Source organism: Nibrella saemangeumensis, assembly GCF_039541915.1.
Lineage (GTDB): Bacteria > Bacteroidota > Bacteroidia > Cytophagales > Spirosomataceae > Nibrella > Nibrella saemangeumensis.
In genome coordinates, this window is the sequence record NZ_BAABHD010000005.1 from 182,264 (window position 1) to 209,010 (window position 26,747).

General features: G+C 53.4%; 23 protein-coding genes. 14 read left to right on the top strand and 9 right to left on the bottom strand.

Going from position 1 to position 26,747, the window contains the following annotated elements:
- Positions 1-14: 14 nt before the first annotated feature.
- Positions 15-1,061 (bottom strand): bifunctional diaminohydroxyphosphoribosylaminopyrimidine deaminase/5-amino-6-(5-phosphoribosylamino)uracil reductase RibD, encoded by a 1,047-nt coding sequence (gene ribD, locus ABD949_RS02675; protein ID WP_345240285.1) that lies wholly within the window; start codon positions 1,059-1,061, stop codon positions 15-17.
- A 129-nt stretch (positions 1,062-1,190) separates the two neighbouring features.
- Between ribD and prmC the strand changes: the two genes are divergently transcribed.
- From prmC to ABD949_RS02720, 9 genes are all read left to right on the top strand, one after another.
- Positions 1,191-2,039 carry a peptide chain release factor N(5)-glutamine methyltransferase gene (gene prmC / locus ABD949_RS02680; protein ID WP_345240287.1) on the top strand — a complete coding sequence of 283 codons (849 nt, stop codon included), beginning with the start codon at positions 1,191-1,193 and terminating at the stop codon, positions 2,037-2,039.
- 60 nt (positions 2,040-2,099) lie between these two features.
- Positions 2,100-3,074, top strand: a complete 975-nt coding sequence (locus ABD949_RS02685; protein ID WP_345240289.1) for an AAA family ATPase — start codon at positions 2,100-2,102, stop codon at positions 3,072-3,074.
- A 122-nt stretch (positions 3,075-3,196) separates the two neighbouring features.
- The gene (locus tag ABD949_RS02690) at positions 3,197-3,691 is read left to right on the top strand and encodes a DUF1003 domain-containing protein (RefSeq protein WP_345240291.1); all 495 of its coding nucleotides are present in this window, start codon (positions 3,197-3,199) and stop codon (positions 3,689-3,691) included.
- Position 3,692: 1 nt separating this feature from the next.
- A complete protein-coding gene (locus ABD949_RS02695; RefSeq protein WP_345240293.1) occupies positions 3,693-4,463 on the top strand; it encodes an MlaE family ABC transporter permease in 771 nt (256 codons plus the stop codon).
- Positions 4,463-5,248 carry an ABC transporter ATP-binding protein gene (locus tag ABD949_RS02700; RefSeq protein ID WP_345240295.1) on the top strand — a complete coding sequence of 262 codons (786 nt, stop codon included), beginning with the start codon at positions 4,463-4,465 and terminating at the stop codon, positions 5,246-5,248. Before ABD949_RS02695 ends, ABD949_RS02700 begins: the two co-directional genes overlap by 1 nt.
- A gap of 18 nt (positions 5,249-5,266) precedes the next feature.
- On the top strand, positions 5,267-6,256 hold the full coding sequence (locus ABD949_RS02705; protein WP_345240297.1) for an MlaD family protein: 990 nt from the start codon (positions 5,267-5,269) through the stop codon (positions 6,254-6,256).
- A gap of 1 nt (position 6,257) precedes the next feature.
- Positions 6,258-8,762: a cation-translocating P-type ATPase gene (locus ABD949_RS02710; protein ID WP_345240299.1), complete on the top strand. Its 2,505-nt coding sequence runs from the start codon at positions 6,258-6,260 to the stop codon at positions 8,760-8,762.
- Between the two features lie 73 nt (positions 8,763-8,835).
- A complete protein-coding gene (locus ABD949_RS02715) occupies positions 8,836-9,159 on the top strand; it encodes a thioredoxin family protein (RefSeq protein WP_345240301.1) in 324 nt (107 codons plus the stop codon).
- 22 nt (positions 9,160-9,181) lie between these two features.
- Positions 9,182-9,631 (top strand): pyridoxamine 5'-phosphate oxidase family protein, encoded by a 450-nt coding sequence (locus ABD949_RS02720; protein WP_345240303.1) that lies wholly within the window; start codon positions 9,182-9,184, stop codon positions 9,629-9,631.
- A gap of 6 nt (positions 9,632-9,637) precedes the next feature.
- Here ABD949_RS02720 and ABD949_RS02725 read toward each other — a convergent pair whose 3' ends face one another.
- Positions 9,638-11,200, bottom strand: a complete 1,563-nt coding sequence (locus ABD949_RS02725; RefSeq protein WP_345240305.1) for an MBOAT family O-acyltransferase — start codon at positions 11,198-11,200, stop codon at positions 9,638-9,640.
- 224 nt (positions 11,201-11,424) lie between these two features.
- Here ABD949_RS02725 and ABD949_RS02730 point away from each other — a divergent pair, with 224 nt between their 5' ends.
- Positions 11,425-12,771: a DUF58 domain-containing protein gene (locus ABD949_RS02730; protein WP_345240307.1), complete on the top strand. Its 1,347-nt coding sequence runs from the start codon at positions 11,425-11,427 to the stop codon at positions 12,769-12,771.
- A 24-nt stretch (positions 12,772-12,795) separates the two neighbouring features.
- Complete coding sequence (locus ABD949_RS02735; protein ID WP_345240309.1) at positions 12,796-14,253, top strand: M20 family peptidase; 1,458 nt, start codon at positions 12,796-12,798, stop codon at positions 14,251-14,253.
- A gap of 85 nt (positions 14,254-14,338) precedes the next feature.
- Here the strand turns inward: ABD949_RS02735 and ABD949_RS02740 are convergent, their stop codons facing one another.
- The 4 genes from ABD949_RS02740 to ABD949_RS02755 all read right to left on the bottom strand — a co-directional run bounded on the left by ABD949_RS02740 (position 14,339) and on the right by ABD949_RS02755 (position 17,781).
- Positions 14,339-14,557 carry a hypothetical protein gene (locus tag ABD949_RS02740; protein ID WP_345240311.1) on the bottom strand — a complete coding sequence of 73 codons (219 nt, stop codon included), beginning with the start codon at positions 14,555-14,557 and terminating at the stop codon, positions 14,339-14,341.
- 2 nt (positions 14,558-14,559) lie between these two features.
- The gene (gene tatC, locus ABD949_RS02745) at positions 14,560-15,429 is read right to left on the bottom strand and encodes a twin-arginine translocase subunit TatC (protein WP_345240313.1); all 870 of its coding nucleotides are present in this window, start codon (positions 15,427-15,429) and stop codon (positions 14,560-14,562) included.
- A gap of 113 nt (positions 15,430-15,542) precedes the next feature.
- Complete coding sequence (locus ABD949_RS02750) at positions 15,543-16,835, bottom strand: serine hydroxymethyltransferase (RefSeq protein WP_345240315.1); 1,293 nt, start codon at positions 16,833-16,835, stop codon at positions 15,543-15,545.
- Positions 16,836-16,926: 91 nt separating this feature from the next.
- On the bottom strand, positions 16,927-17,781 hold the full coding sequence (locus tag ABD949_RS02755; RefSeq protein ID WP_345240317.1) for an AraC family transcriptional regulator: 855 nt from the start codon (positions 17,779-17,781) through the stop codon (positions 16,927-16,929).
- A 159-nt stretch (positions 17,782-17,940) separates the two neighbouring features.
- On the opposite strand from ABD949_RS02755, the gene ABD949_RS02760 reads away from it, so the two are divergent.
- Entirely contained in the window at positions 17,941-18,774 is an 834-nt protein-coding gene (locus ABD949_RS02760) for a phytanoyl-CoA dioxygenase family protein (protein WP_345240319.1), read from the top strand.
- Positions 18,775-18,932: 158 nt separating this feature from the next.
- Positions 18,933-21,113: a protein-disulfide reductase DsbD family protein gene (locus tag ABD949_RS02765; RefSeq protein WP_345240321.1), complete on the top strand. Its 2,181-nt coding sequence runs from the start codon at positions 18,933-18,935 to the stop codon at positions 21,111-21,113.
- A 201-nt stretch (positions 21,114-21,314) separates the two neighbouring features.
- Here the strand turns inward: ABD949_RS02765 and ABD949_RS02770 are convergent, their stop codons facing one another.
- Entirely contained in the window at positions 21,315-22,007 is a 693-nt protein-coding gene (locus ABD949_RS02770) for a porin family protein (RefSeq protein ID WP_345240323.1), read from the bottom strand.
- Between the two features lie 341 nt (positions 22,008-22,348).
- Between ABD949_RS02770 and ABD949_RS02775 the strand changes: the two genes are divergently transcribed.
- The gene (locus ABD949_RS02775) at positions 22,349-23,161 is read left to right on the top strand and encodes a lysophospholipid acyltransferase family protein (protein WP_345240325.1); all 813 of its coding nucleotides are present in this window, start codon (positions 22,349-22,351) and stop codon (positions 23,159-23,161) included.
- A gap of 58 nt (positions 23,162-23,219) precedes the next feature.
- Here ABD949_RS02775 and ABD949_RS02780 read toward each other — a convergent pair whose 3' ends face one another.
- Both ABD949_RS02780 and ABD949_RS02785 read right to left on the bottom strand, forming a co-directional pair.
- Positions 23,220-23,909: a YceI family protein gene (locus tag ABD949_RS02780; protein ID WP_345240327.1), complete on the bottom strand. Its 690-nt coding sequence runs from the start codon at positions 23,907-23,909 to the stop codon at positions 23,220-23,222.
- 57 nt (positions 23,910-23,966) lie between these two features.
- On the bottom strand, positions 23,967-26,645 hold the full coding sequence (locus ABD949_RS02785) for a TonB-dependent receptor (RefSeq protein ID WP_345240329.1): 2,679 nt from the start codon (positions 26,643-26,645) through the stop codon (positions 23,967-23,969).
- Positions 26,646-26,747 lie beyond the last annotated feature (102 nt).

Consider the following 26,747-nt stretch of genomic DNA (forward strand, 5'->3'; position numbering starts at 1 on the left):
AAGCACAGCGAGCCCTACGGACGAAAATACCGAAGTTCATCGGTGCCGACGGTTTCCTGCCCGACCAGTACACCCAGCACCGGCGGAGCTTTGATACCCGCACCCAGCGAGTCGCGGCTGCGGAACATCCGTATTTCGTCCCATAAGCCGGCATCCATAAACGACTGCAGCAATACGGTGCCACCCTCAACCAGCACCGATTGGACCCGGCGCCCATACAAATTCGCCACCAACTGCGGCAGGAATTCAGCTTCGGCCCCCAGCTGAACATACGTGGTCTGATCCCTTACCTCCGACTTTTGTACCGTATACACCAACGTGGCCTGCGAGTTGTCAAACAAGTGCAGCGACGGGGGCAGCGTAAGCTGCTTGTCAATAACGACCCGCACCGGGTCGCGGCCCTGCCATAGCCTTACGTTCAGTTTCGGGTTATCATAACGGGCGGTATTGGTACCCACCATAATAGCGTCCTCTTCGGCCCGCCAGCGGTGGACCAGCCTACGGGATAAAGGACAGCTGATAGCTATCGGCTGGTAATCCGGTCCGGCAATGTAGCCGTCTGCCGTTTCAGCCCACTTCAGAATAATGTAAGGCCGTTGCTTTTCGACGAACGTGAAGAATCGCTTGTTCAACTCGCGACCCTGTTCGGCCAGCATACCCGTTTCCACGGCAATGCCGGCTGCCTGTAATTTGTCCAGCCCTTTGCCGGCCACCAGTGGGAAAGGATCACCGTTGCAAACAACAACGCGTTTTACCTGTTTTGCCACCAGCAGATCGGCGCAGGGCGGTGTCTTGCCGAAATGGGCACAGGGTTCGAGCGTGACGTAAACGGTAGAATCCGGCAGCAGAATTTCGTCGTACGGAGCCACCGACCGCATGGCGTTTACTTCCGCATGGGGTTCACCATAGCGCTGGTGCCAGCCTTCGCCGATAATGCGCGAACCGGTCGTGAAATTTTCATGAACAATCACGCACCCCACCAGTGGATTCGGACTGACTGCCCCCCGACCAAGCGTCGCCAGCTCCAGCGCCCGCTGCATGAATTTTGTTTCCTGTTTCATGTTGATGTTCGCCAGACTTACTGGCATTAACTCATGCAAATTGAAACATGAAACTTGGAACCTGAAACTTTTTATACTTGAAACTTCTATTTTAAAAGGCCAGATTTACGCAAAATTACGAGAACTCTGATGGCAACTGCCAGACCGCTATATCAACAACTATCGAAAAACATTACGGCCTACCCGCCCGAAGAAGCCCGGGAGATGGCGTTTATGCTGCTGGAACACTACTTCGGCCTGCGAAAAGCCGATGTACTGGCCGACAAAACCCTGCCACCCAACCGCACCGAACCGGACTGGTTCCGGATCATTGAGCGCCTGAACCGGCAGGAGCCGATTCAGCACGTGATTGGTACCACCATTTTTTGCGGCCTTGAATTTGAAGTATCCTCCGACGTGCTGATTCCCCGACCCGAAACGGAAGATCTGGTACGGCTGATTATGCACGACTTTGCCGACCGTGAAGAAGTGGTTCGGGTACTGGACATCGGTACCGGCAGCGGCTGCCTGGCCGTTACGCTGGCCCGTTTTCTGCCTCAATCCGACGTAACCGCCTGGGATGTGTCGGAAGAGGCCTTATCCATGGCCCGGCGCAACGCCGATAATCTTAAGGCCGACGTTGCCTTTGAGCAGCAGGATATTCTGAACATACCGGCCTCTGAGATTCGGCGGTTCGCCTGCGTCGTTAGCAACCCGCCCTACGTCACCCGGTCGGAAGCAGCCGGTATGGACCGCAACGTGCTGGATTATGAACCCGAGGTAGCGTTGTTTGTGGACGACAACGACCCGCTGATCTTTTACAAAGCTGTCGCGAATTTCTGCACGCAGCATTTAACGAAAGACGGGGCCTGTTACGTTGAGATAAACGAGCGCTTCGGTGAAGCGACCCGCCAGGTGTTTGAAGAACGTGGATTTCACCACATTCAGGTGTACAAGGACATCCACGGCAAAGACCGGAGCATTCGGGCGACGTTTTAAGGTACCGACGGGCTTCAGCCCGTCAACAAACAGCACGGGCTGAAACCCGTCGGTACGTATATGCAGTCAACAACGATAAATTATAACACCAAAATCCGGGATGTCTTTGACGAGATGGGCAAAGTGGTGGTGGGGCAGCAGAAGCTGCTGAACCGGCTGCTCATCGGTCTCTTCACCGGCGGGCATATTCTGCTGGAAGGCGTTCCCGGTCTGGCTAAGACGCTCACTATTAATACCCTGGCCAAAGCGTTGCAGCTTGACTTCCAGCGCATTCAGTTTACGCCCGACCTGCTGCCCGCCGACCTGATAGGCACCATGATCTTTAACCAGAAAACCGCCGAGTTTGAGGTAAAGCAGGGGCCGATTTTTGCCAACCTGATTCTGGCAGATGAGGTGAACCGCTCACCGGCCAAGGTGCAGTCGGCCCTGCTGGAAGCTATGCAGGAGAAGCAGGTAACCATTGGCGAAGAAACCTTTGTGCTGGATCGGCCCTTTCTGGTGCTGGCCACCCAGAACCCAGTGGAACAGGAAGGTACCTATCCGCTGCCTGAAGCGCAGGTCGACCGGTTTATGATGAAGGTATTTGTGGATTACCTGAGCAAGGAAGACGAGCTGGAGGTGATGCGCCGGATGTCGAACATGGATTTCGATTACGAGGTTCAGCCTATTCTGGATAAGGTCGATATTACCGACATCCGCAACGAGATCAACAAGATCAACATCTCCGAAACACTCGAACAGTACATCATCGAACTGGTATTTGCTACCCGCCGGCCGCTGGAATACAACCTGCGCGACGAATCCCGGTACATCCAGTTTGGCGTGTCGCCCCGCGCCAGCATTCACCTGAACCTGGCCGCCAAAGCCCTGGCCTACTTCGACCAGCGTGATTACGTTTTGCCGGAAGACATCAAGGAAGTAGCACCTGACGTATTCAACCACCGCATCATGCTCAACTACGAAGCGGAGGCCGATGGCGTTACCACCCTTCAGGTAATCGATTCCATCCTCCGGAAAGTAGCCATTGGCCGCTAGTGTACAACGGTTTTGCAAACCGTTGTACAGGCCTGACCAAAATCATAAACTCTCCTGATTAACAGCCTTCAAGCCGCAAACGACATCGCTTACTTTTGTGACAGCCACGAGCAGTAGCTGTCATGAAACCCCAAGAAGAAACAATCACCAATAACCAGGGCCTTCCGGCCAACTCCGATCTGCTCGCGCAGGCCATGGCCGAGGAAAATCCGGATACCCTCACGCTCGGTGAGCGCATGGCCGACCGGGTAGCTGAATTCGGCGGAAGCTGGACGTTTATCATCAGTTTTGGTCTGGTCCTGCTAAGCTGGATTGCGCTGAACACCCTCATGCTCCGGCAGGAAGCCTTTGACCCCTTTCCCTACATTCTGCTGAACCTGCTGCTGTCCTGTCTGGCCGCCATTCAGGCGCCTATTATCATGATGAGCCAGAACCGGCAGGAGACCAAAGACCGCACACGGGCCAAAAACGACTACCTTATTAATCTGAAAGCCGAGATTGAGGTTCAAAGCCTTCATCAGAAAGTCGACATCCTGGTTGACCAGCTGGCCGTGCTTCAGGAGCAGCAGCGTATTCTTCTTCAACGCCTGACCGAACGGGAAAACCTCTTATCCTGATATGCATTTGCCAACGACTGTTACCGACCTTTTGACCGAAACCGGCGCGGTTGCCCGCTTCACCAGCCGGTTCTGGCGCGAAGGCATAAAGCCCCGTTACGAGTGGCAGGAGTTTTTGCGCCAGTGTTACCTCATCGGCTACCAGTCGCTGCCGCTGGTCGGCATTACGGCCTTTATTATGGGGTTGGTGATGACGCTGCAATCCCGGCCTACCATGGCCCGGTTCGGGGCCGAGTCGTGGATACCGTCCATGGTGGCGCTGTCCATTATCCGGGAGATTGGTCCGGTCATCACGGCGCTGATCTGCGCCGGCAAGATTGGCTCCAGCATCGGGGCTGAGTTGGGGTCCATGAAAGTGACGGAACAAATTGACGCCATGGAAGTATCGGGTACCAATCCGTTCAAATACCTGGTAGCCACCCGCATACTGGCCGCTACCCTTACCCTCCCCCTGCTGGCAGTGCTGGCTGACGCTATCGCCATTTATGCCTCCTATATCGGCGTCAACATGAAGGGAGTGACCAGCCTGGCGCTGTTTATGAACAACGTTTTCGATAACCTGGCGTTCAGTGATGTGCTTCCTGCGGTAATTAAAACCTTCTTCTTCGGCTTTGCCATTGGCCTCATCGGCTGCTTCAAAGGCTACAACTCCGACAAAGGGACTGAGGGTGTAGGTCGCTCGGCCAATTCGGCCGTGGTTATTTCCTCGCTGCTCATCTTTATCATCGACCTGATTGCCGTACAGATAACCGACCTGCTGGGTTTCAACTGATGGATACCCTGATCGTCAACGAACAACCCGATACCGCAACCCGGCGACCCGAGGGCTCTGAAGCGGTTATTACCATCGATCATCTATATAAATCGTTCGGGGACAATCAGGTGCTGCAGGACTTCAACCTCTCGCTGTACCGGGGCGAAAACCTGGTGGTGCTGGGGAAGTCGGGGTCGGGGAAGTCGGTCCTGATCAAGTGTATCATCGGCTTGCTGGAGCCCGATGCCGGCTCCATTTACGTGCTGGGCGAAAACATCCCGGACCTGGAACATGACGCGCTGGACCAGATCCGGACCCGGGTAGGCTTTCTGTTTCAGAGTAATGCCCTGTACGACTCCATGACCGTCCGCGAAAACCTCGAGTTTCCGCTGCGCCGGCACTGGATTGATAAAACCAGGGCTGAAGTGGATGAAATGGTGATGGAAGCGCTGGAGAACGTCGGGCTCGCGCATACCGTCGATATGATGCCGGCCGAGCTGTCGGGCGGGATGCGGAAACGCATCGGCCTGGCCCGTACCCTGATTCTGAAGCCGGACATTATCCTGTACGACGAGCCGACGACTGGGCTGGACCCCATTACCGCCCGCGAGATTAACCAGTTGATTCTGGATGTGCAGCGAAAGTATAACACTTCGGCCATTATTATTTCGCACGATATGAAATGTGTCGAGTATACCGCCAATAGAATAGCTGTGCTCATCGACGGGCGGTGCCAACACATCGGAACGTTTGAGTCGCTCAGCCGGTCAGACGACCCGCGTGTGACCGCCTTCTTCTTATAACCTCAAGCTGATGTTCGTATGAAAAGCCGCACCTCCCAAAATCTTCAGCTCGGTGCCTTTGTGGTGGCCGGGTCTGTATTGCTGATTATCACCTTGTACCTGCTGGGAAGTCAGCGTAACCTGTTCAGCTCCGTAGTCCGGGTCAGTGCCCATTTCAGGAACGTATCGGGTCTGATGGTCGGCAACAACGTTCGCTTTGGCGGCATTACCATTGGTACCGTCGATAAACTCACCATCCGAAGCGATACGGTCATTGAGGTAGTGATGATGATTGAGAAGAGCGCCCAACCCTTTATCAAAACATCCGCCATTGCCTCCATCGGCACCGACGGTCTGATGGGCAACACCATTATCACCATCACCCCCGTTTCAGGTAATGCCTCCATGGTCCATGACGGGGATAGGCTTGGTACAGTGCAGCCTGTTGCCGTTAGTGAACTACTGAACACATTGGGGCAGTCTAACGACAATCTGGTGGTTATTACCGAAGAACTAAAAGGCCTCGGCCGCAAGCTTAACCAAAGCCCTGTGCTGGACAAGTTGCTGACGGATGAATCGCTGGTGAATCACATCGACCAGACCGCTCAGAGTGTCCGGAAAGCGGGTGCCGAAGTCCATACGGCCGCCACAGGCCTGCGCACCATTGTGGGCGATATTGAAAACGGGAAAGGCAATGCCGGTTACCTGCTGCGCGATACCAGCATGAAGCAGCAGTTTACCTCCGTCCTGAGCCATATTAACCGAACCGGCCAGCGGGCCGATTCCCTGGTAGCCGGGCTAACAACACTGACGCAGCAGATCCAAAAAGGGCAGGGCGCGGCCGGTACCCTGCTGGCCGACACCGCTTTTCAGCATAACCTGACCAGAACCATGAGCAATGTTCAGCAGGGAACGGCTAAGTTTGACGAGAATATGGAAGCGCTCAAGCATAACGTTCTGTTCAGAGGCTATTTTAAGAAACAGCAGAAACGCCGGCAAACACCCAGTCCCGTTGTAAGCAACTTGTAACATGCAAGTCGAAAACGTTTCCGTAACCGGTTTAAACAGCGAAGAAGTAACCTACTGGCGCACCGTTGCCGGCCGGAACCGGCAGGTAACGACCACCAACCGGGGGTTGCTGTCTACCATCGCCGGAATAGTAACGGAGCCGATGTTTTTACTGTTAGTGGGCGCCATCGGATTGTATGCCCTGCTTGGTGACTGGTTCAATGCCGGTGTATTGCTGGTGGCGCTGATGGCCGTAGCGGGTATTTCCCTGTATCAGGAGCGACGCTCCGACAAAGCCCTGCAGGCCCTGCGCGACTTGTCGGCACCCACCGTTACCGTTATCCGCGACGGAGCGCAACAGACCCTTCCGGCCGAAGATGTGGTCCTGAATGACCTGATGGTGATTAGTGAAGGCGAGCGGATCGTCGCCGACGGCAATCTGGTTACCGCCCACGACCTGAGCGTTGATGAATCGCTGCTGACGGGCGAATCAATAGCGGTTGATAAAACGCCCGGCAACACTGTGTACTCGGGCACCAGCGTAACCGGCGGCTGGGGCTACGTAAAGGTAACGGCGGTGGGTCCGGAGACCCAAATGGGGCAATTGGGGTTATCGCTCGCCGAAATCACGTCTACCCCCACACCCCTGCAAAAGCAGGTCAGCCGGTTTGTGCGCACCATGGCGCTGATTGGGGTGCTGGTCTGTCTGGTGGCCATTGGGGTTCACTATCAGCGAACCGGCAGTTTACTCGGCGGACTGCTGCAGGGACTCACGGTGGCCATGTCGGTTTTGCCGGAAGAAATCCCCGTTGCCTTTGCCAGCTTTATGGCGCTGGGTGCCTGGCGCATGAGCCGGCAGCGCATCCTGGTCAAACAGCCCCAAACGGTAGAAGCTCTGGGGTCCGCTACGGTCATCTGCCTGGACAAAACCGGCACGATTACCCAAAACCGGATGGAAGTGGCGCAGGTCTACGCGGTAAACAATCCTGCCCCCCGGTCACTCCAGGATACGCTCAATGAAGCAGAGAAACGGGTGCTGGAATACGCCATGTGGTCCAGCGAAACCGAACCCACCGACTCGCTGGAGCAGGCTATTCACAAAGCCTACACCACGTATCATCCCAACGATCAGCGAACGTTAGCCACGCAGATTCACGAGTACCCACTCGGTGGACAACCGCCCATGATGACCCATGTGTTTGACCTACAGCCGTCGGGAGAGCGTATTATTGCCGCCAAAGGGGCGCCGGAAAGGATACTGAGTCTGCAAAACCTCCCGGCCGGTCAGCAGGCCCAATGGGCGCTGGCGGTCGACCAACTGACCAACGCTGGTTACCGGGTATTGGGCGTAGCGCAGGGCAGCTGGCCAAAGGATGCCCCCTTTCCGGCCGAACAGCAGGACTTTCAGTGGCAGTTACTGGGTCTTGTGGCGCTGAACGATCCACCAAAGCCGCATATATCGGCCGTGTTCCAGGACTTTTACCAGGCCGGCATAGGCGTTAAAATGGTGACGGGCGATAACCCGCAGACCGCCCGGGAGATTGCCCGGCAGACCGGTTTGACAAATGAAACGCCCGTGCTGACCGGGCAGGAAATCATTAACTTGTCGGATGCCGAGCTCCGGGAACAGGTAAAAAAGACTTCCATTTTTGCCCGGATGTTTCCGGAAGCCAAACTCAGGATCATCAACGCCCTGAAAGCAACCGGCGAAACCGTAGCTATGACCGGCGACGGTATCAACGACGGCCCGGCCCTCAAAGCCGCCCATATTGGCGTGGCTATGGGTACCAGAGGAACCGAAATTGCCCGCCAGGCCGCTTCACTGGTCCTCCTCGACGACGACCTGCAGGTGATGGTCAAGGCCATCGCCACCGGCCGTACCATCCACGAAAACATCCGGAAAGCCATTCAGTACATCATTTCCATTCACATTCCCCTGATCGCCATCGTGCTGTTGCCGTCGTTGCTGCACTGGTCGGAGGCTACGCTTTTTCTGCCGGTCCATGTCATCTTTTTTGAGCTGATTATGGGGCCAACCTGCTCCATCGCCTACGAAAGCGAACCGGCCGAACCCCACATCATGCAGCAGCGCCTTCGCCAGTCCGATACCCTCTTTAGCTGGCGGGAGCTCGTTCTGAGCTGTTTGCAGGGAGCCGTCGTCACGGTCGGTCTGCTGGGCTTATACTGGCAGAGTCAGAAGGCCGGCACTGACGAAACGGTTACCCGGACTACCCTCTTCCTGACCTTGCTGCTGTCCAACATAGGGTTGACGTACACCAATCGCTCTGCCCGGTCTATCTTCCGGCAACGCCATCGCTATAATCCGGTCCTTACAGGGATGGTGCTGTTGAGTCTGGCCCTGTCGGCTCTTATTTGGTGGGTGCCCGCCATTCAGAACATCTTTGCTTTATCAGCTCCGGACATGACGCAGCTTATGTGGGCAGCGGCCGTAGCGGGACTAAGCGTGCTGATCATTGAGTTTGTCAAGTTAGTATCAGGTAGTACGCTGACCAAAGTCATGGGATAGCCTCCGCCAACCCGCTACTTTTGGTAAAGAATTACAGCGGCCAGCTACGGCCCTGTTTACAATTAAAAAGCGTATGGAATCGGTAAGAAAGGCTATACAACGCCCCCAGCCCCTTCCTGTGGTATTGCTGGTCTTTCCATTCAGGCAACCACAGAGCCCAGGCGGCAAACCGGCTTCATCACCAGTGGTGGAGGGGTTGAAAAAAGCCATGGGCAGTTACGTTCAGATTACGAAGGTAGATACCGACGCACAGCCGGAAATCACCCGGACATTTAATGTTCAGCAGTTGCCGGCGTTTATTCTGTTTGATCACGGACTGGAGGTCTGGCGGCATGAGGGCACGATTGATGGGCAGATTCTGAATCAGTTGGTTCAGCAGAAGGTCGAGAGTTTATAACTTGTTTTAACCCGCTACCGCCATGTTACGTGAGCTAACCTCCGACGTAGTCGATTCAATTCTCCGCCAGCAATACTTTGGTCGTATTGCCTGCGCAGCCGACGGACAGGTGCTGATCGAACCGATTACCTACCTGTTCGACGGCTACTATATCTACGGCCAGACCCGCGAAGGCACCAAGATCCAGATGCTGCGCAAGAACCCGGCCGTTTGCTTTGAGGTTGACGAAATGGTAGCGCCGGACATCTGGCGCAGTGTAGTCGTACAGGGTACCTATGAAGAACTCGAAGGAGACGAGCGGCTTGCCGTCGAGCAGCGACTGGGTGTACGAACGCCACCCCTATACCCACACGAAACACCGCAGTACAACAACGGTAAGGACACTACCGCTTATACGGCCCCGCCTAAACGCGTTGTGTACCGGATTCGCATTGCCACCAAGACCGGCCGCAGTGTCACCCGCAACGAATAAGATTCCTCAGAACTGGAAGTAGATAAACTGGTTCGAGGTAAATACCCCAAAGAAATAGCAAAGCAGCGCAATCAGCGTTATCAGCCCGTAAAACCGTACAGTGCTGCGTGTCGGTATATACAGGAAATAATATTCCTTCACCATCAGCGCGGCAATCAGAAAGACACTGAACCACATTTCTGTTACGTTCAGGGGTGTACTGATCGAATTGCTGAGTGATAGACCGGCAATTTTGCGCAGAATCAGAAAGGCGTCCGACGTACTCGCAGCACGGAAAAACACCCACGTCAGCATCACCAGCACGAACGTAAACAGGGTGTTGCTGATTATCCGCACAATGGAAGGCGGAGTCGCCATAGCACCGGGGGTAGCGGCAAAGCCCAGTCGGGCTACTTTCGGTTTTGCCTCGGCCGAAGCCGGTCCGCCCGGCGGATTACCCCGGTTCAGCACTTTATCGCGTAGGGTGGCGGCTATCTGGTAAAAGCCGTTCAGTCCCCCCCAGATCACATACGTCCAGTTGGCTCCGTGCCACAGACCACTGGCCAGAAACACCAGCATCAGGTTCACGTATTTCCGGCTTTCGCCCACGCGGTTTCCCCCCAGCGGAATATACATATAGTCACGGAACCAGGTTGACAGCGAGATATGCCAGCGTCGCCAGAATTCCGAAATAGACTGGGCAAAGTAGGGAGCTTTGAAGTTCTCCATCAGCGTAAAGCCCATCACACGAGCGGCTCCGATGGCAATGTCGGAGTAGCCCGAAAAGTCGCAGTAAATCTGGAACGTGAAAAAGAACGTGGCAATCAGTAAGGTCAGGCCATTATGCTGGGCCGGGTCGTTATAGGCGTGATTAACCACCAGCGCCAGACGGTCGGCAATCACCACTTTCTTGAAAAACCCGAACGCCATCTGCATCAGCCCGGCCTTCACATTCTCGAAATTATACGGAAAATAAGTATGATACTGATGCAGGACGTTCTGCGGGCGCTCAATGGGACCCGCCACCAACTGCGGGTAAAACATCACATAGAGCGCATAAACGCCGAAATGCCGCTCGGCCTTCTGGTGACCCCGGTACACCTCAATGGTATAGCTCATGGCCTGGAACGTATGGAACGACAGACCGATGGGCAGAATACTCATATTATCCTTGAAGGACGATATGCCGCTCTGCCCGAATACATGCAGCACTTTAACGAAAATCCGGTTAACCAGCGACGTGATCTCCTGCGCCAGTTCCGGCATGCCCAGCCCATTAAACACGCCCGAAATATTCTCCGTGAAAAAGCCGAGGTATTTAAAGAATGCTAAAATCCCGATGTTGGAGATCAGCGATATAATGAGCAGCCACTTTCGGGTTTTTCCTTCAGTTTTCTCAATCCAGATACCGGCGATGTAGTCAATGACAATGGTAAGCAGCAGGATCAGCAGGTACGGGGGCTGAAACACCATGTAGAAGTAGCAACTGGCCGTTAGCAGCAACACCCATCGGCCCCGCCAGGGCAGGCTGAAATACGTCAGCGTTACGACAACGAAGTAGAGAAGAAACTGAAGCGAATTAAACAGCATGGGGTACAGCCAGGGGTAGTACGCTACCCGTTTCAGCAGGTGATTGCCGCCACCTGAACCAGACTTTCTTCCTGACCACTGGTCGGAAAAAACGCTAAGATAACCGGAATTGACACCGCTTTGACGAAGCGGAGACCAGAAATGATTAAATGAGCGGAGTCTTTTGCCGAATTTGTCCGTTCCTCAACATTCTGTGCTATTTTAGCTACCGTCTTCGCTCTGCCTTGTTTTTCTTGAAAGCGCTTTACTTCTCCATCCGCTTCTGGCTCGCTCTGATTGGGCTGGTGCTGCTGTTTGTGGCCGCTTATGCCCTGCCGGTTCTGTTTCCGGCCGCTCAGCTGGCGCTCCTCGTTTTTCTGGTCTTATGCCTCATCGAAGGGTATATGCTGTTCCGAACCCGGAAAGGCTTTTTTGCCCGGCGCGACGTAACCGACCGTCTGTCGAACGGTGATGATAATCCGGTGACCATTTACCTCGAAAACCGCTATAACTTTCCTGTCTATCTGGAGATCATCGACGAAATACCGTTCCAGTTCCAACGGCGCGATGTCCTGTTCCGAGCCAGCCTGAAACCGAATGAAACTAACCTGATCCGGTATGAACTGCGGCCCACCCGCCGGGGCGAATACAGCTTCGGCGCGGTCAACGTATACGTAATGAGTCCGTTGCAACTGGTAAAGCGCCGGTATCAGTTTTCGCAGGATAAACAGGTGGCGGTGTACCCCTCGTACCTGCAAATGCGCCAGTATGAACTGCTGGCCGCTACCAACCGCCTGAGTGAAATAGGCATCAAGCGCGTCCGGCGGCTGGGTCACAGCATGGAATTTGAACAGGTGCGGCCGTATACTCGGGGCGACGATGTCCGGACCATGAATTGGAAAGCCACCGCCCGGCGCTCCGACGCCCGCGGCACCGACCTGATGGTTAATGCCTACCAGGATGAACGGTCGCAGGCGGTGTACTGCCTCATCGACAAGGGCCGGATGATGAAATCACCTTTCGAGGGCCTGACCCTGCTCGACTACGGTATCAATGCCTCCCTGGTGCTGAGTAACATTGCCCTGCTGAAACAGGACCGCGCCGGTATCCTGACCTTCTCCGACCGCATCGGTCAGCTACTACCCGCCGAGCGCCGGCCAGGGCATATGCTGAAGATCCTGGAACTGCTGTACCGGCAGAAGACCCGCTTTCTGGAATCGGATTATGAAGCCTTATACGCCACCGTCCGGACACACATCCGTCAGCGTAGTCTGCTGCTGCTCTTTACTAATTTTGAGACAGTGAATGCCCTGCACCGGCAGTTACCGTTCCTGCGCCGACTGGCCAAAGACCACCTGCTGCTGGTGATTTTCTTCGAGAACACCGAACTGGCTGCGCTGCTTCATAAACCGGCCACTAAAACCGAAGAGGTATACCAGAAGACCATCGCCGAAAAATTTGCGCATGAAAAGAAGCAGATTGTAAAAGAGTTGCAGCAATACGGCATTCAGACTATCCTGACCGCACCCCGGAACCTCACGGCCAACACCGTAAACAAATACCTGGAACTGAAAGCCAGAGGTATGATCTAACCCTACTCGTAACAAACCAGATTGATGAAACGCCTGCTTCGCCTGTTGCTGTCGGCCCTGTTGCTGCTGATCGTTACCCTGATACTCCGAACACTGTTCTTCACTTCCAGACAGCTGACCAATGTACCACCGGCGCCGGCCGTGGCGGTCAGCGACTCGGCCGTAACCCGGCTGGCGCAGGCGCTCCGGATACGCACCGTTTCGTACGCCGACTATTCCCTGACCGATACTACCCAGTTCGACCAGTTTGTCCGGTTTCTGGAGCGCTCCTATCCGCTCGTTCATAGTCGCCTTAAGCGAGAAACCTTTAACCAGTACGGTCTGCTGTACCAATGGCCGGGTCGTAATCCGACGCTGAAGCCCGTGCTGCTGATGGGCCATTATGATGTGGTGCCCGTTATTCAGGGTACGGAGCGCATGTGGAAACGCCCTCCGTTTGCCGGCCTGATCGAAAACGGCTACATCTACGGACGGGGTACCCTCGACGACAAAACGACCGTGCTGGGTATTCTGGAGGCTACCGAGTTCCTGCTGCAATCCGGTTTCCAGCCGGAGCGGACTATTTATCTGGCATTTGGGCAGGATGAAGAAGCCAGCGGTAATCGGGGTGCCCGCACCATTGCCAATGCCCTCAAGAGCCGGAACATCACGTTTGACTACGTGCTGGACGAAGGCGGCACCATAAAAACCGATGGAATGCCGGGATTAACCCGGCCGGTGGCCCTGGTGGGTATTGCGGAGAAAGGCTATGTCAGTCTGGAGTTGAGTGCGGTCGGCCAAGGTGGGCACTCGTCTATGCCACCTCCGCGTACCAGCATAGGGCTGGTGGCTGACGCGGTGGCTACGCTGGAGAAACACCCGTTTCCGGCCCGGCTGGATGCCGGAGCCAATCACCTGTTTAGTTATATTGGTCCGGAAATGCCGTTCGGGCAGCGGCTGGTATTTGCCAACCGTTGGTTATTTAGCCCTATTGTCAAGAATATACTTGCTGGAGCTAATTCAAGCAACGCCATGATCCGTACGACCACGGCGCCCACTATCTTTCAGGCTGGAGTTAAAGACAATGTACTACCCATTGACGCCAAAGCCATCCTCAATTTCCGCATTTTACCGGGAGAGACGCCGACCAGCGTTATCGAACGGGTTAGGGAAGTAATTGACAACGAAGCGATCACGGTAACTGAGTTCGGCCAGTTCTCCAGCAGTCCTTCACCCTTATCAGATCCCAATGCGCCTGCTTTCCAGCGCCTGCACCAGACCATCCGGAGTGTTTTTCCGGAGGTTATCGTGGCGCCATATTTGATGTTAGGAGCCACCGACGCCCGTTACTTCACCGGCCTATCGCCCAATGTCTACCGCTTTTTACCCACCCGTTTGAACGATGAGGAAATCAAGAGCATCCACGGCACCAACGAGCGCATCAGCATCAGCGATTACAAAAAGATCATTCAGTTTTACGCTACGCTGATCCGGAACAGCTAAAGGAATTGGGGATTGGGGATGTCGGATTTGGGATTTAATGGCGAGTGCTTGTTTAAATCCCAAATCCGACATCCCCAATCCCAAATCAATTGTCTCCCTGAGCCCCGTTAATGGACTCGTAGTCGGATTTGAGCCGCCCCATTTCGCGGGCCAGAAACGTCTGTAGCTGCTTGTTGAACTCGGCTTTCTCGTCGTCCGGCAGCGAGGCATACAGGTCTTTCAGCTCCTGATTGATAGCTGCCCGCTCCTGCTCATTAGCCGCATTGATGGAACGGTAATGGTATGTTCTGAAATCGTATTGCATGCTTAGTCATTCATCAACTCCTGCTGCTCTTTCAGCCGCTGCCGCTGAATGGAGCCGGACACCAGGATACTTACCTCATACAGCATGGCCAGTGGGAAAGCAACCAGAATCTGGCTGTAAATGTCCGGCGACGGCGTAATGATGCCAGCCACCACCAGAATAACCACCCACGCATGCTTCCGATACTCCCGCATGAAAGCCGGCGTTAGCACCCCAACTTTTGACAATACAAACGCGACAATTGGCATCTGGAACATCAGCGCACAACCCAGGGAAAGCGTAGCCAGAATAGAGATGTAGGACGTAATATCAAACTGATTTTTGATCTGCGGGGAAACCGTATAATTGGCCAAAAAATTGATAGCCAACGGTGAGGCAATGTAATACCCAAAGAACAAGCCCATTAGGAACAGGGCAGACACAAAGAATACAGCTCCCCTGGCTGCTTTCTTCTCCGTGCTCTTGAGACCGGGCTTGATAAACCGCCAAATCTCCCAAAACGTATACGGGAAGGCAAAACACAAACCGATAATAACGGACGTTGTGAGAGACATCGTAAACTGGTCGGCTACACCCAGCGCCTGTAGCTCAAATTCCAGCTTTTTAACGCACAGATCGGCATAACCGGACACGTCGGCCAGCTTACACATCTGCCGGTACGTCCAGAAATTCGGACGGCCTGGTGCCAGAATCACATGCTCAAAAATATCGCGGATAAAAATAAACGCGGTGATGGCAAATACCAGAATAGAGCCCACAGCCCGGATGATATGCCAGCGGAGTTCTTCCAGGTGCTCCAGGAAGGTCATTTCCTTACCGCTATCATCAATTAACTCTTCCTCTTCTTCCTCAAACGATTGATCTAAAGGCATCTCTGATTGTATTGAGTGATTGAATGATTGAGTGATTGAGTGATTAAATAAAGCGTATGCGTCGTAGCTGCCATTCAATCACTCAATCATTCAATCACTCAATCAAAATTCCATTATGCGTATAACGGGAACGCTTTCATCCAGCTGTTGATGTCGTCTTTTACGGCTGAAAGTTTGGCGTCATTGTCGTGATTCATTAGTACGGTATCCATGTAGTCGACGATGCGCTCCATGTCGGCTTCTTTCAGGCCACGGGTGGTCATGGCCGGCGTACCCACGCGGATACCGGAGGTCACCATTGGCGACTTATCGTCGAACGGCACCATGTTTTTGTTAATGGTGATGTCGGCTTTAATCAGCGTATTTTCGGCCAATTTGCCGGTCAATCCTTTTGAGCGGAGGTCGATCAGCATCAGGTGGTTGTCGGTACCGCCCGAGATAATCTGGTAACCGCGATCCAGCAGCGCCTTGGCCATGGCCTGGGCGTTTTTCTTCACCTGCGTAGCGTAGTCGGCAAAATCATCGGATAACGCTTCACCGAAAGCAACCGCTTTGGCGGCAATGATATGCTCCAGCGGGCCACCCTGTGTGCCGGGAAACACGCCCGAATCAAGCAGCGACGACATCATCCGGATATCACCCTTCGGCGTTTTAATGCCGAACGGGTTTTCAAAATCGTTCCGCATCATGATCAGACCACCGCGTGGACCACGCAGCGTTTTGTGCGTTGTCGTGGTCACGATATGGCAATGCTCCAGCGGATCATTCAGCAGACCCTTGGCGATCAGACCGGCCGGGTGTGAGATGTCGGCCAGCAGCAGGGCACCAATCTGGTCGGCAATCGCCCGCAGGCGCACATAGTCCCAGTCGCGGCTGTAGGCCGAGGCCCCGCAGATCATCATCTTCGGGCGCTCGCGCATGGCCGTCTCTTCTACTTTATCGTAATTGATAACACCCGACTCTTTTTCAACGCCGTAGAAGGTAGGGCGAAAGTACTTACCGGAGATATTTACCGGCGAACCGTGGGTCAGGTGACCGCCATGCGACAGGTCGAAGCCCAGGATGGTATCGCCCGGTTGCAGGCAGGCCAGGAACACGGCCGTGTTGGCCTGGGCACCGGAGTGCGGCTGCACGTTGGCCCAGGTCGCGCCAAACAGTTCCCTGATCCGGTCGATGGCCAGTTGTTCGATTTCGTCTACCACTTCGCAGCCGCCATAGTAGCGTTTCCCCGGCAAACCTTCGGCGTATTTATTGGTCAGAACACTGCCGGCCGCTTCCATCACCTGCGGTGACGTAAAGTTTTCGGAAGCGATGAGTTCAATACCCGACTCCTGCCGATGTTTTTCTTTGGCAATCAGGTCAAAAACCTGGGTGTCGCGGGCGATAGTGGTCGTTGCGGTTGACATATAACGAATAATCGTGATTACCGGTTAAATAAGCCACAAAGGTACAGCTTTAACCGATACAGCGGGTAAGTTTTTTGACTGCGATACGCTTCTATCCAGCCCGGTAAGCGGCCTGGTATTTCAGGGGCGTAGTACCCGTCTGAAGCCTGAATTGCCGGTGAAAATGCGAGATGTTGTTGAACCCACACTCCAGCCCGACCTGCCCCACGCTCAGATCCGCCTGCGTCAGTAATTTACGGGCATGGCTGATGCGCAGTTCGGTCAGGTATTCAATAAACGATTTGCCGGTGCGCCGGCGAAAGTACCGGCAGAAAGCCGCCGTGGCCATACCCGCTACTGATGCCACATCATCGACCCGGACTTCTTCCCGAAAGTGGCTCAATGTATAGTCCAGCACCCGTTTCATCCGTTCGGTATCAGCCTCGCTGGCCGAAAACTCATACCCATCGCTCGCCAGCAAGACTACCTCTGAATCGGCTGACAAGTCATTGAGGATACCCAGCATGTCCAGAACGCGGTCCATGCCGGTGCGGTTAACCAACCGTTCGAGCCGGCGGCCGATTGTCTGGCTCAGGCTGGGACTGAACTGAACACCGTATTGCGAGCGGTTCATCATCTGCCGGATGCGTTCGGCTTCGGGCAGGTTACTGAGCAACGTCTCGCCGAACGTCGCCGGAAACTGAACGACCACGGCTTCGGCCGGAACGGTAATCCCATCGTCGTTGCGGTAGGAGTGCGGTAGGTTAGGCCCAATCAGGATCAGATCGCCGACATCGAAGCTCCCAATATGATCGCCGACAAACCGTTTACCGGTACTACGTATAATATAGGTGAGTTCATATTCGGGATGATAATGCCAGGGCGCGTCAAAGGCCGTCATCCGCAGTCGCTTCACTAGCAGTGAATTTTGCTCCCCAATCGTAACCTTTTCAAATAATGCTTTCAAAATATTGCCAATTTTAACCAACTCTATTGTTAAAGGATTAAGCAAAGTCAAAATACTACACAAATTTGAAAAAAATTTAGCATTTTTCAGATACTTTCTATGTTAATTTTGTGACATCTGATTGTTCCTAAGCCCAAGACCTTTTTACCTGAACGCTACATGGAAGTCCAACTTGACAAGAGCTTACTTCTTCAAGAACTGGATGAGCCCTATGCAGTAAGTCGTGAAGCCATTGCCTTTTACCAGGAGTACGGCTATGTCAAATTAAAAGACGTTTTAAGCCCGGCCGTTCTCGATTATTACGGTACACTGATCACAGACTTAGTTTTTAAACTCAATACCCTAACCAAACCCATGGAGGAGCGCACGACGTATGAGCGTGCCTTTCTCCAAATCATGAATCTTTGGCGGGAAAACGACGAAGCCAAAGAGTTTGTCTTTTCGCGAAGGCTGGCGAAGATAGCCGCGGATCTGATGGAAGTGGAGGGCGTCCGCCTTTACCACGACCAGGCGTTGTACAAGGAGCCGTCGGGCGGCATTACCCCCTGGCACGCCGATCAGTTTTACTGGCCGCTGGCTACACCCAAAACCGTTACGGTCTGGATTCCCTTCCAGCATACCCCAATGGAGATGGGTCCGCTGGCCTTTGCCGAAAAGAGTCAGACTGTCGAGATCGGCCGCGACGTGGAGATCAGTGACGAAAGTGAGCAACTGCTGGCCGATAAGCTGAAGGAGCTTAATTTCTCGATGAATGACACGCCCTTTGAGCTCGGCGAAGTAAGCTACCATGCCGGCTGGACCTTCCACCGCGCCGGACCGAACCGGTCCGACAAACCCCGGAAGGTGATGACGATGATCTACATGGATAAAGACCAGACGATCATCAAGCCGCGCAACAGCTATCAGCAAAATGACCTGACTACCTGGCTGGCCGATTACCCGGTCGGCACTAAACCCGAAAGTCCCCTAAACCCTATCCTTTTTACGTATTAGATCTTACTTCAATCATAGGTTGGTTGTTATTACACCGTCCCGACACTTGTCCGGGACGGTGTTTTTTTGGGGACTATCGAGAGTTTAACGTTATAAGGGAAATATTTTTGCAAATCGGTTGTTATGCAGGATAGACTCACTGCCGATCAGACCAAACTATGCGATCCATAAACGTTTCCGTTCGAATCCTGTCCTGCCTGCTGACAGTTTTCTTATTTGTTCAGTATGCACAGGCGCAGATTCGTAAGATTCCGGTCACCTGGACAATGAGTTCAGCCGGGGCCAATGCTAAGGTCAACGATGTAGTAGATATCCGGGTTACCGCCACTATTGATGAGGGTTGGTATATTTATTCCTCAGATATAGATCCGGACCTCGGCCCTATTCCCACGGCCGTAAAATTTAAAGCTTCTGACACATACCAAAAGGTAGGTAATCTGACTCCGGTTGGGGTTAAAGAGAAATTCGATGAGGTCTGGCAGGGGAAAGTCCGGTACTTTGCCAACAAAGCTACGTTTATCCAGAAAGTCAGAATTATAAAGCCCAATCCGGTTGTCGAAGGTACGGTCGAATATCAGACCTGCTCCAATATAGATCTTGTATGCCTGCCGCCGGCCGAAAATGAACTGACCGTTTCCATTAAAACCTCCGGAGTAGCCGCTCCAGCCACCCCGTCAACGAATCTTACACCCACTCCGGCTCCCACAGCGGTAGGCGGTAATCTCCCCGCGTCGGGTACGACACCAGCCCCCCCCACCACGCCAGCCATTAATGATACCACCGCTGTAGCCTCGGCGGTAGCGCCATCGGCGGCTGCGAGTCCGAATAACACGGCCACCGCTGGTCAGACGGTAGTAACCAACCCGGCAGGTGCTACGGTAGACGCCATACAGAATACCGATACTCCGGACGAATCGCTGACTGGTTTTATCATTGCGGCCTTCCTGTCGGGCCTGGTCGCGCTGCTGACGCCCTGCGTGTTTCCGATTATCCCGATGACGGTAAGTTATTTCACCAAGCAGAACCACGGGGCTATGAAGGCGCTGCTGTATGGGGTATCGATTATCGCCATTTACGTGTTGATTGGTACGCTGGTATCGCGGATTAACGGTCCCGCCTTTGCTAATTTTGTCAGCACCCACTGGTTGCCTAATCTGCTTTTCTTCGCTATCTTCTTCATTTTTGGCCTTTCATTCTTAGGGCTGTTTGAGATTGTGCTGCCCAGTTCGCTGGTTAATAGCGCCGATGCACAGGCCGAACGGGGTGGGGTGTTGGGTATCGTTTTTATGGCCTTTACCCTGGTGCTGGTCTCGTTCTCCTGCACCGGTCCCATTGTGGGCAGTTTGCTGGTAGCCTCGGCGGGTGGTGAAGTCATGAAGCCAATTATTGGCATGGTTGCGTTTTCGTCGGCGTTTGCCATCCCGTTTTCGCTGTTTGCCGCCTTTCCGCAGTGGCTCAAGAGCCTGCCCAAATCGGGCGGCTGGCTGAACTCCGTCAAGGTAGTGCTGGGTTTTCTGGAACTAGCCCTGGCCCTGAAGTTCCTGAGCATTGCCGACCAAGTATACCACTGGGGCCTGCTCGACCGTGAAGTATTCCTGTCGTTCTGGATTGTCATTTTCTCGCTGATCGGCTTTTACTTTCTGGGCAAAATACGCCTGTCGCACGATAGTGAGGTAAACCACATCAGTATTCCCCGGCTGCTAATGGCCATTGTTACGTTTGCCTTTGTGGTATACATGGTTCCGGGCCTGTGGGGCGCTCCGCTGAAAGCGCTGGCCGGTTACCTGCCGCCGGAAACGTCGCAGGATTTCAGTCTGCAGGGCCGCACAGCATCGGTTGGAAGCGACGGCCAGACAACGGCTCTTAGTGAGCGACCGAAATACGCCGAGCTGTTCAGGCTGCCGCACGGTATCCAGGGCTTTTTTGATTACCAGCAGGCGCTGGATTATGCCAAAAAGGTAAACAAACCGGTTTTTATCGACTTCACAGGGCACGGCTGCGTCAACTGCCGGGAAATGGAAGCCCGTGTCTGGTCAGAAGCCCCCGTGCTGAACCGCCTGCGCAATGATTTTGTGGTGGTCGCGCTGTATGTAGACGATAAAACGGAACTGCCCGAGTCGCAATGGTATGTATCCAAATACGACAATAAGCAGAAGAAGACCATTGGTGCCCAGAATGCCGACCTGCAAATTGTGAAGTACAACAATAACGCCCAGCCGCATTACTGCATCGTCGACCACGACGGTAATCTGCTGGTGAAACCAAAAAATTACGATCTGAATGTCAACTCCTTTGCAGAATATCTGGATGCGGGAAAAGCGAAGTTTGCAGCTCTGTAGAACGGAATTGTATTCCGTTTTGGCCGTTCCTCCTCCAGATATTAACTAAAACTGCCGACCCGTTCCGTTCTACATAACAAAGCCCGGTGTCAATATGCACCGGGCTTTTGTGTATCTACAGCGTTACGGTAAAAAAACTAGTTACGGTGGAAAGGTTGAACGGTGGGTACGTATTCACCCTACAGATACTACTCTATTATCTTACTGCCCGATTGGGAACGAATATCCTAGCGATACATTGACACCGCGGTTACGGACCGGCAGGTTTACAACCGGCACCTGAATCTGCCGCGTAAAACCATGCTCGTAGCGGGCTTCTGCAAAGAACTTACCAGCTCCGGCATCGACCGACACACCAGCACCGGCAATACCGCTGAAATCCCATTTGTTCATCCAGCCGCCGAAATCGGCATCCAGATTGATCGGCTTGGTACGAAACAGCGCCGTACCACGGGCCTGCACCCGGCTATCGGCCATATAACTCACTGCCGGACCCGCAAACAGATACGGCTTAACCGGACCATCGCTCAGGTTTACCTTCGCCAGCAGGGGTACTTCTATATTTTGTGCCTGATAGGCAACCCTGGCGCCCAACGGCAGGTTAAAACCACCTAAATTCAGATTATAACTCTCCCGAAGCATAAAGCCCTTCTGCACATAGGCAATCTCCGGCCGGATAGACACACGCTCACTCACTGGCACTTCGAGAAACAGCGCTCCGGTTGGACCCGGTGACAGGCGGAACGTCGGGATCATACTTTCAAAAACTTCAGGCTTGGATACGGTACCCCAGTGGGCTCCCCCCCGGAGACCTACCTGAACCTGGGCAAAGGTTGCAGTGCTAACAGCAAAGAATCCAAGGGTAGCGATGCCAGTGAGAAAAAGACGTTTCATGGTTGTTGCAATTACAGAGTGAAAAGTTTAAAAATTAAGTATACCATCTGTCATAGGCACCGGTTGCGTAATTCGTTTTTCTTGTTTATCGAAATCTGATTCTTTGACAGAGTTGCCCGATAAAGGATTAATGCAGTTAAAAAATATTTTTCATAGTATTTGTCAGCACCTGATTATCAGGCGCAAGAATTTGTGAAGCCGACCGGTCCGGTAATAGGAGTCAATGGGAAAGAATCTGAAAGCGGAATGGTGGAATAGCGCACTACAACTTTTGTATTATTTGTTGAAAACATTGCAGGCAAATTGTAGCTTTACCTTTTACGTCATCATCTGATGGTACGATGAAATACATCAAGCCTACAAAATATAGTTACTTACCAAAACCTTTTGCCGCACTGGATGTGCTGGGTCTGTTTGAGCGCGACCCGTTCGGCAACTCGCTCCTGGTGCGCCGGATTCTGATTTGCATTATTGGCTGGTTTACGTACTTCCGCTACACGGTTGTCAACCGGATAGAAATAGAAGGAACGGAGCATCTGGAGAACCTGCCCATCAATAATGTCCTGTTCCTGTCGAATCACCAGACGTACTTTGCCGACGTCATTGCTTTCTTCCACATATTCTGCGCGGTCAAATGGGGTTTTAAAAATACCATCCTGCCGCCCATGTACCTGTTTGCGCCCCGTGCCCGCAATTACTACGTAGCAGCCTCCGAAACCATGAAAAAAGGGTTTGTGCCGAAGATGTTTGCCATGGGTGGAGCCATTACCGTAGAGCGCTCCTGGCGGGCCGAAGGCCGGGAAGTAAAACGGGATGTGGACACCTCAGCCAATGAGAAAATCGGCATTGCGCTGCAGCACGGCTGGGTAGTCAGCTTTCCGCAGGGCACTACCAGCCCCTATGCGCCGGTGCGGAAAGGTACGGCACACATTATCAAACACAACGAGCCTATTGTCGTGCCGGTGGTAATCAACGGTTTCCGGCGGGCCTTCGATAAAAAAGGGTTGCGGTTTAAAAAGCGCAATACGCTACTGACTGTCCGCTTTAAACCGCCGATGACCTATAGCCTGGATGAGCCGGTAGAAGCGCTGGTCGAACGGGTGCGGCAGGCGATTGAGCAGGATATTCCGGAGAAGATGACGTGGATGAAGTAGATAATCACAAAAAAAGGGTGCCGGCATTAGCCGGCACCCTTTTTTTGTGATTATCTACTTACTTGGTTTTCTCGGCCATCGCCTTATCACCCTTGTTCGCCACTAGTTTGATGTCGAGCGTAAAGGTATCGTCAATGATTTTATCAGCGGCCGTACCAATAATGGCTGCGCGGTATTTGATATCGTAATCAATCCGGTTGATCTCGGCTTTACCGGTAGCTTCTACGGTATTGGCCGACACGTTAACGGTAGCCGGGAACGTAATCGATTTCGTTGTGCCTTTGATGCTCAAATCACCCGTTACGGTATAGTTGGGCTCACCGGCTTTGGCACCAGCAATTGGTGCTGCTTTGGTGATCTTGAACGTAGACGTCGGGTTTTTCTCTACCGAGAAGAAATCTTCTGACTTCAGGTGGTCGGTCAGTCGCTTGTTCATACCAGCGTTGGTGATGTCGGTATCCACAATGGTAGTCATATCCATCACAAAGTTACCGCCAGTCAGTTTATTGCCGTCCACGGTCAGTTGGCCTTTTGCCAGTTTCACATTGCCGGTATGCTCACCGCCTACTTTCTTGGCGTTCCAGGTCAGCGCACTCTGCTCCGTATCTACCGTATACGTTACGGCTTTGGCAGCCGGCTTGCCGGCTTTTTTCTCAGGACCATTGGCTACGTTGAAATGAGCCATTAAGGGCGTACTGCTTATCAGTACGGCGGCCATCAGGCCGGCAAACAGTTGGTTGGTCTTCATACTTAAAATAGGATCGTTTGGGTTACTGCTTAGTAAAGAGAATTATGATTAAATCTACTAACGTGGGCCACGGCCACCACCCGGCGCGCCACCACCTTGCGGCTGTTGCTGCTGCTGAGCGCCACCGCTGTCGTTGTCACCACCCTGCTTTACGTCATCGTTGTTGACTGACTTCCGGCGACGGCCAAAGCCCTGACCATCGAAGCTCATCTTACCCAGCCGATAACTAAACGTTGCGCGGACACCGGCATTGTACATACTCATGACAGACGACTGAGACAGGATTGGCGTAGTGAACTCAGACCGAACCTTGAACGGATGGTTAAAGAAGTTCTCAGCCGCCAGACCGACGCTACCCCGCTTGTTCTTGAAATCTTTCTTAACGCCCAGGTTATAGAAGGCAAATGAGCCCTGGTAACCCTGGAGCTGCACCTGCCGGCCACGTGCGCCCCCAAAACCCTGGATACCCCAGCCATTTTTCAAGGCAACACTGGTAAACATCCGGCCGCCCACAACCCAGCCTGAGTTGGAAGCACCATACAGCGGGTTGTTGTTATTGTTGGTCAGGAAAGTATGGTAAAGGTCAACACCACCACCAATCTGCCAGCGGGAGAACAGTGTCGCATTGGCAAACAGGTTCATCCCGTAAGCATTCTCCTTACCAATATTCTGGAATGTGGTCCGGATTACCTGCTGGAAGGCAGGATTGAGCGGATCACCGATGCTTTGCCGAAGCGTATCCCGAACACTGGTGATGGAGTTGTTCGTCTGGCGGGCAAACAGCGTAGCGTTAATGTAGAATGCCTTGATGGCACCGCTCAGACCCAGTTCAAAGTTATCCGTTAATTCAGGAGCCAGATACGGGTTACCTTCAGATATGTTCGTCGGGTTGGCGGCATTCCGGTTCGGGTTCAGGAACTGGATACCCGGCCGCTGCAGACGACGGTTATAGCCTATCTTAATCGACTTTCCACCTTTCAGACCTTTAGAGAGGTTGATGCTCGGCACCAGGTTACCATAATCCGGTATTTTGTCGAGCTGGCCTCCTTCTGTATTACTGAACCGCGCATCGATCATGGTGTATTCGTAGCGGGCACCAGCCTTTAAGGTATACTTGCTTTTGCTAGTGTAAGTATACGAGAAGTAAGATGCCATTACATTCTGGTCATAATCCAGCGTGTTGGCCGGCCGCGTGTTGTCCAGTAGATACACGGCATTGGGACCGTCGGCGAAGAAGTACCGGAAATCGCTGTTCACCTGACGGAAGATGCCCTTACCCCCAAACTCCAGCATCTGGTTGCGCTTGATCGGCGTCTGGTAGTCGACCTGCAGCGTCGACTCCTGGTTGTAGCTCAGGTTTTCGTTGCGCTGACGGGCCGTAATGGTGTGCAAGTCGGTGCTGCTGAGCAGATCGGCCACAAAGTTGTTGGTCCGGTTGTTCCGGCTGAACAGGCCCAGTACACTAAATTCCTGCTGCGGCTTGTAGGTGCGGGTGTAGGCGATGTTGGCGTCGACCGTTCCCGACAAATCTTTGGTGTCTACATCGCGGCCGTTGACGATCGGAATAGCTGCACCCGGCAGGAACGTCCGCGTCAGCAGGTTATTCTGGCTGTTCATCATATTCCGGATACCGTAGCGCACGCTGGCGGTGAGTGAGGTATTTTGGTTGATATCATAATCCCAGCCTAACTGGTAGTTACCAAACATGCCCTGGTTGCGGGTATCTGAGGATTGGATGGTGGTAATCCGGCCGTTCGGCGAAGCGGTTTGCTGGGTGTTCTCAAAAGCACCCCGTACGTTATACATGGCCCGGCCGAAACCGCCGAGGTTGAAGCCCATTTTGCCATTGCGGTAGCTACCGTTCAGGGCCAGGTTGGAACTCCGGTTACCGGTACCCATATCCAGGTTCAGGGTAGCGCCCTGCAAGGTATTCTTCTTGGTAACGATGTTGATGATACCCGCTGAACCTTCTGCATCAAATTTTGCCGAGGGTGAAGTAATTACCTCAACGGTCTTGATCATATCCGCCGGGATCTGCTTCAGCGCGTCGGCTACGCTGCTGGCGACAATGGTCGAGGGTTTGTTGTTGATGAGTACCCGCACATTCGAGCTACCGCGCAGCGAGAGGTTACCATCGAGGTCAACCGACAGCATCGGCACTTTCCGCATTACGTCGGTAGCGTCACCTCCTTTATTGGTAATGTCTTTTTCGGCATTGTATACCAGGCGGTCTACTTTTTCTTCGACCATGGCAGCCTGTCCGGTAACGGTTACTTCGTTCAGGGTCCGAACATCAGCTTCCATTTTGACGATGCCCAGATTGATGTCGGTTCCTCTTTCGATCTTGATGGCGTCGACATCCTTATTCTTATACCCCATGAAGGAAACTTGTAGCTTGTAGCTGCCTGGGGCAATTTTGGTGATGGAGAACCGACCCTTGTCGTCGCTGGTTGTTCCATCGATAGGTTTGCCGGTTTGAACATTGATGAGGGCAACCGTTGCGTACTCGACCGGTTTGTTGGTCGACTCGTCCATCAGCAAGCCGCTGATTTTACCGTTGCCACGAGGAGTATTATCGTTTGCGGTGCCCGGGATGTTGGTGCTCTGCCGATCCTGCCGGTTACCGCCCGGCCCGCCAAATCCTCCGGGGCCACCGGGGCCGCCCATCGGAAACTGGCTGTAAGCCGGTGCCATTAGTCCGGTAAGTAAAAGAGCAGAAACGAAGAATTTATTCATGATTGTTTGCGGATTATCATTCAATGCCCCAAAGCAACAGCCTTTCGCGCGTTCTAAAAAACAGAATAGACCAACAACGCATGAACGTCGACTATTGGGCAC

What these genes read in the sequence shown, in the direction of transcription:
- ribD (WP_345240285.1), bottom strand. Translation starts at nt 1,061, where the DNA reads ATGAAACAGGAAACAAAATTCATGCAGCGGGCGCTGGAGCTGGCGACG.
- prmC (WP_345240287.1), top strand. Translation starts at nt 1,191, where the DNA reads ATGGCAACTGCCAGACCGCTATATCAACAACTATCGAAAAACATTACG.
- ABD949_RS02685 (WP_345240289.1), top strand. Translation starts at nt 2,100, where the DNA reads ATGCAGTCAACAACGATAAATTATAACACCAAAATCCGGGATGTCTTT.
- ABD949_RS02690 (WP_345240291.1), top strand. Translation starts at nt 3,197, where the DNA reads ATGAAACCCCAAGAAGAAACAATCACCAATAACCAGGGCCTTCCGGCC.
- ABD949_RS02695 (WP_345240293.1), top strand. Translation starts at nt 3,693, where the DNA reads ATGCATTTGCCAACGACTGTTACCGACCTTTTGACCGAAACCGGCGCG.
- ABD949_RS02700 (WP_345240295.1), top strand. Translation starts at nt 4,463, where the DNA reads ATGGATACCCTGATCGTCAACGAACAACCCGATACCGCAACCCGGCGA.
- ABD949_RS02705 (WP_345240297.1), top strand. Translation starts at nt 5,267, where the DNA reads ATGAAAAGCCGCACCTCCCAAAATCTTCAGCTCGGTGCCTTTGTGGTG.
- ABD949_RS02710 (WP_345240299.1), top strand. Translation starts at nt 6,258, where the DNA reads ATGCAAGTCGAAAACGTTTCCGTAACCGGTTTAAACAGCGAAGAAGTA.
- ABD949_RS02715 (WP_345240301.1), top strand. Translation starts at nt 8,836, where the DNA reads ATGGAATCGGTAAGAAAGGCTATACAACGCCCCCAGCCCCTTCCTGTG.
- ABD949_RS02720 (WP_345240303.1), top strand. Translation starts at nt 9,182, where the DNA reads ATGTTACGTGAGCTAACCTCCGACGTAGTCGATTCAATTCTCCGCCAG.
- ABD949_RS02725 (WP_345240305.1), bottom strand. Translation starts at nt 11,200, where the DNA reads ATGCTGTTTAATTCGCTTCAGTTTCTTCTCTACTTCGTTGTCGTAACG.
- ABD949_RS02735 (WP_345240309.1), top strand. Translation starts at nt 12,796, where the DNA reads ATGAAACGCCTGCTTCGCCTGTTGCTGTCGGCCCTGTTGCTGCTGATC.
- ABD949_RS02740 (WP_345240311.1), bottom strand. Translation starts at nt 14,557, where the DNA reads ATGCAATACGATTTCAGAACATACCATTACCGTTCCATCAATGCGGCT.
- tatC (WP_345240313.1), bottom strand. Translation starts at nt 15,429, where the DNA reads ATGCCTTTAGATCAATCGTTTGAGGAAGAAGAGGAAGAGTTAATTGAT.
- ABD949_RS02750 (WP_345240315.1), bottom strand. Translation starts at nt 16,835, where the DNA reads ATGTCAACCGCAACGACCACTATCGCCCGCGACACCCAGGTTTTTGAC.
- ABD949_RS02760 (WP_345240319.1), top strand. Translation starts at nt 17,941, where the DNA reads ATGGAAGTCCAACTTGACAAGAGCTTACTTCTTCAAGAACTGGATGAG.
- ABD949_RS02765 (WP_345240321.1), top strand. Translation starts at nt 18,933, where the DNA reads ATGCGATCCATAAACGTTTCCGTTCGAATCCTGTCCTGCCTGCTGACA.
- ABD949_RS02770 (WP_345240323.1), bottom strand. Translation starts at nt 22,007, where the DNA reads ATGAAACGTCTTTTTCTCACTGGCATCGCTACCCTTGGATTCTTTGCT.
- ABD949_RS02775 (WP_345240325.1), top strand. Translation starts at nt 22,349, where the DNA reads ATGAAATACATCAAGCCTACAAAATATAGTTACTTACCAAAACCTTTT.
- ABD949_RS02780 (WP_345240327.1), bottom strand. Translation starts at nt 23,909, where the DNA reads ATGAAGACCAACCAACTGTTTGCCGGCCTGATGGCCGCCGTACTGATA.
- ABD949_RS02785 (WP_345240329.1), bottom strand. Translation starts at nt 26,645, where the DNA reads ATGAATAAATTCTTCGTTTCTGCTCTTTTACTTACCGGACTAATGGCA.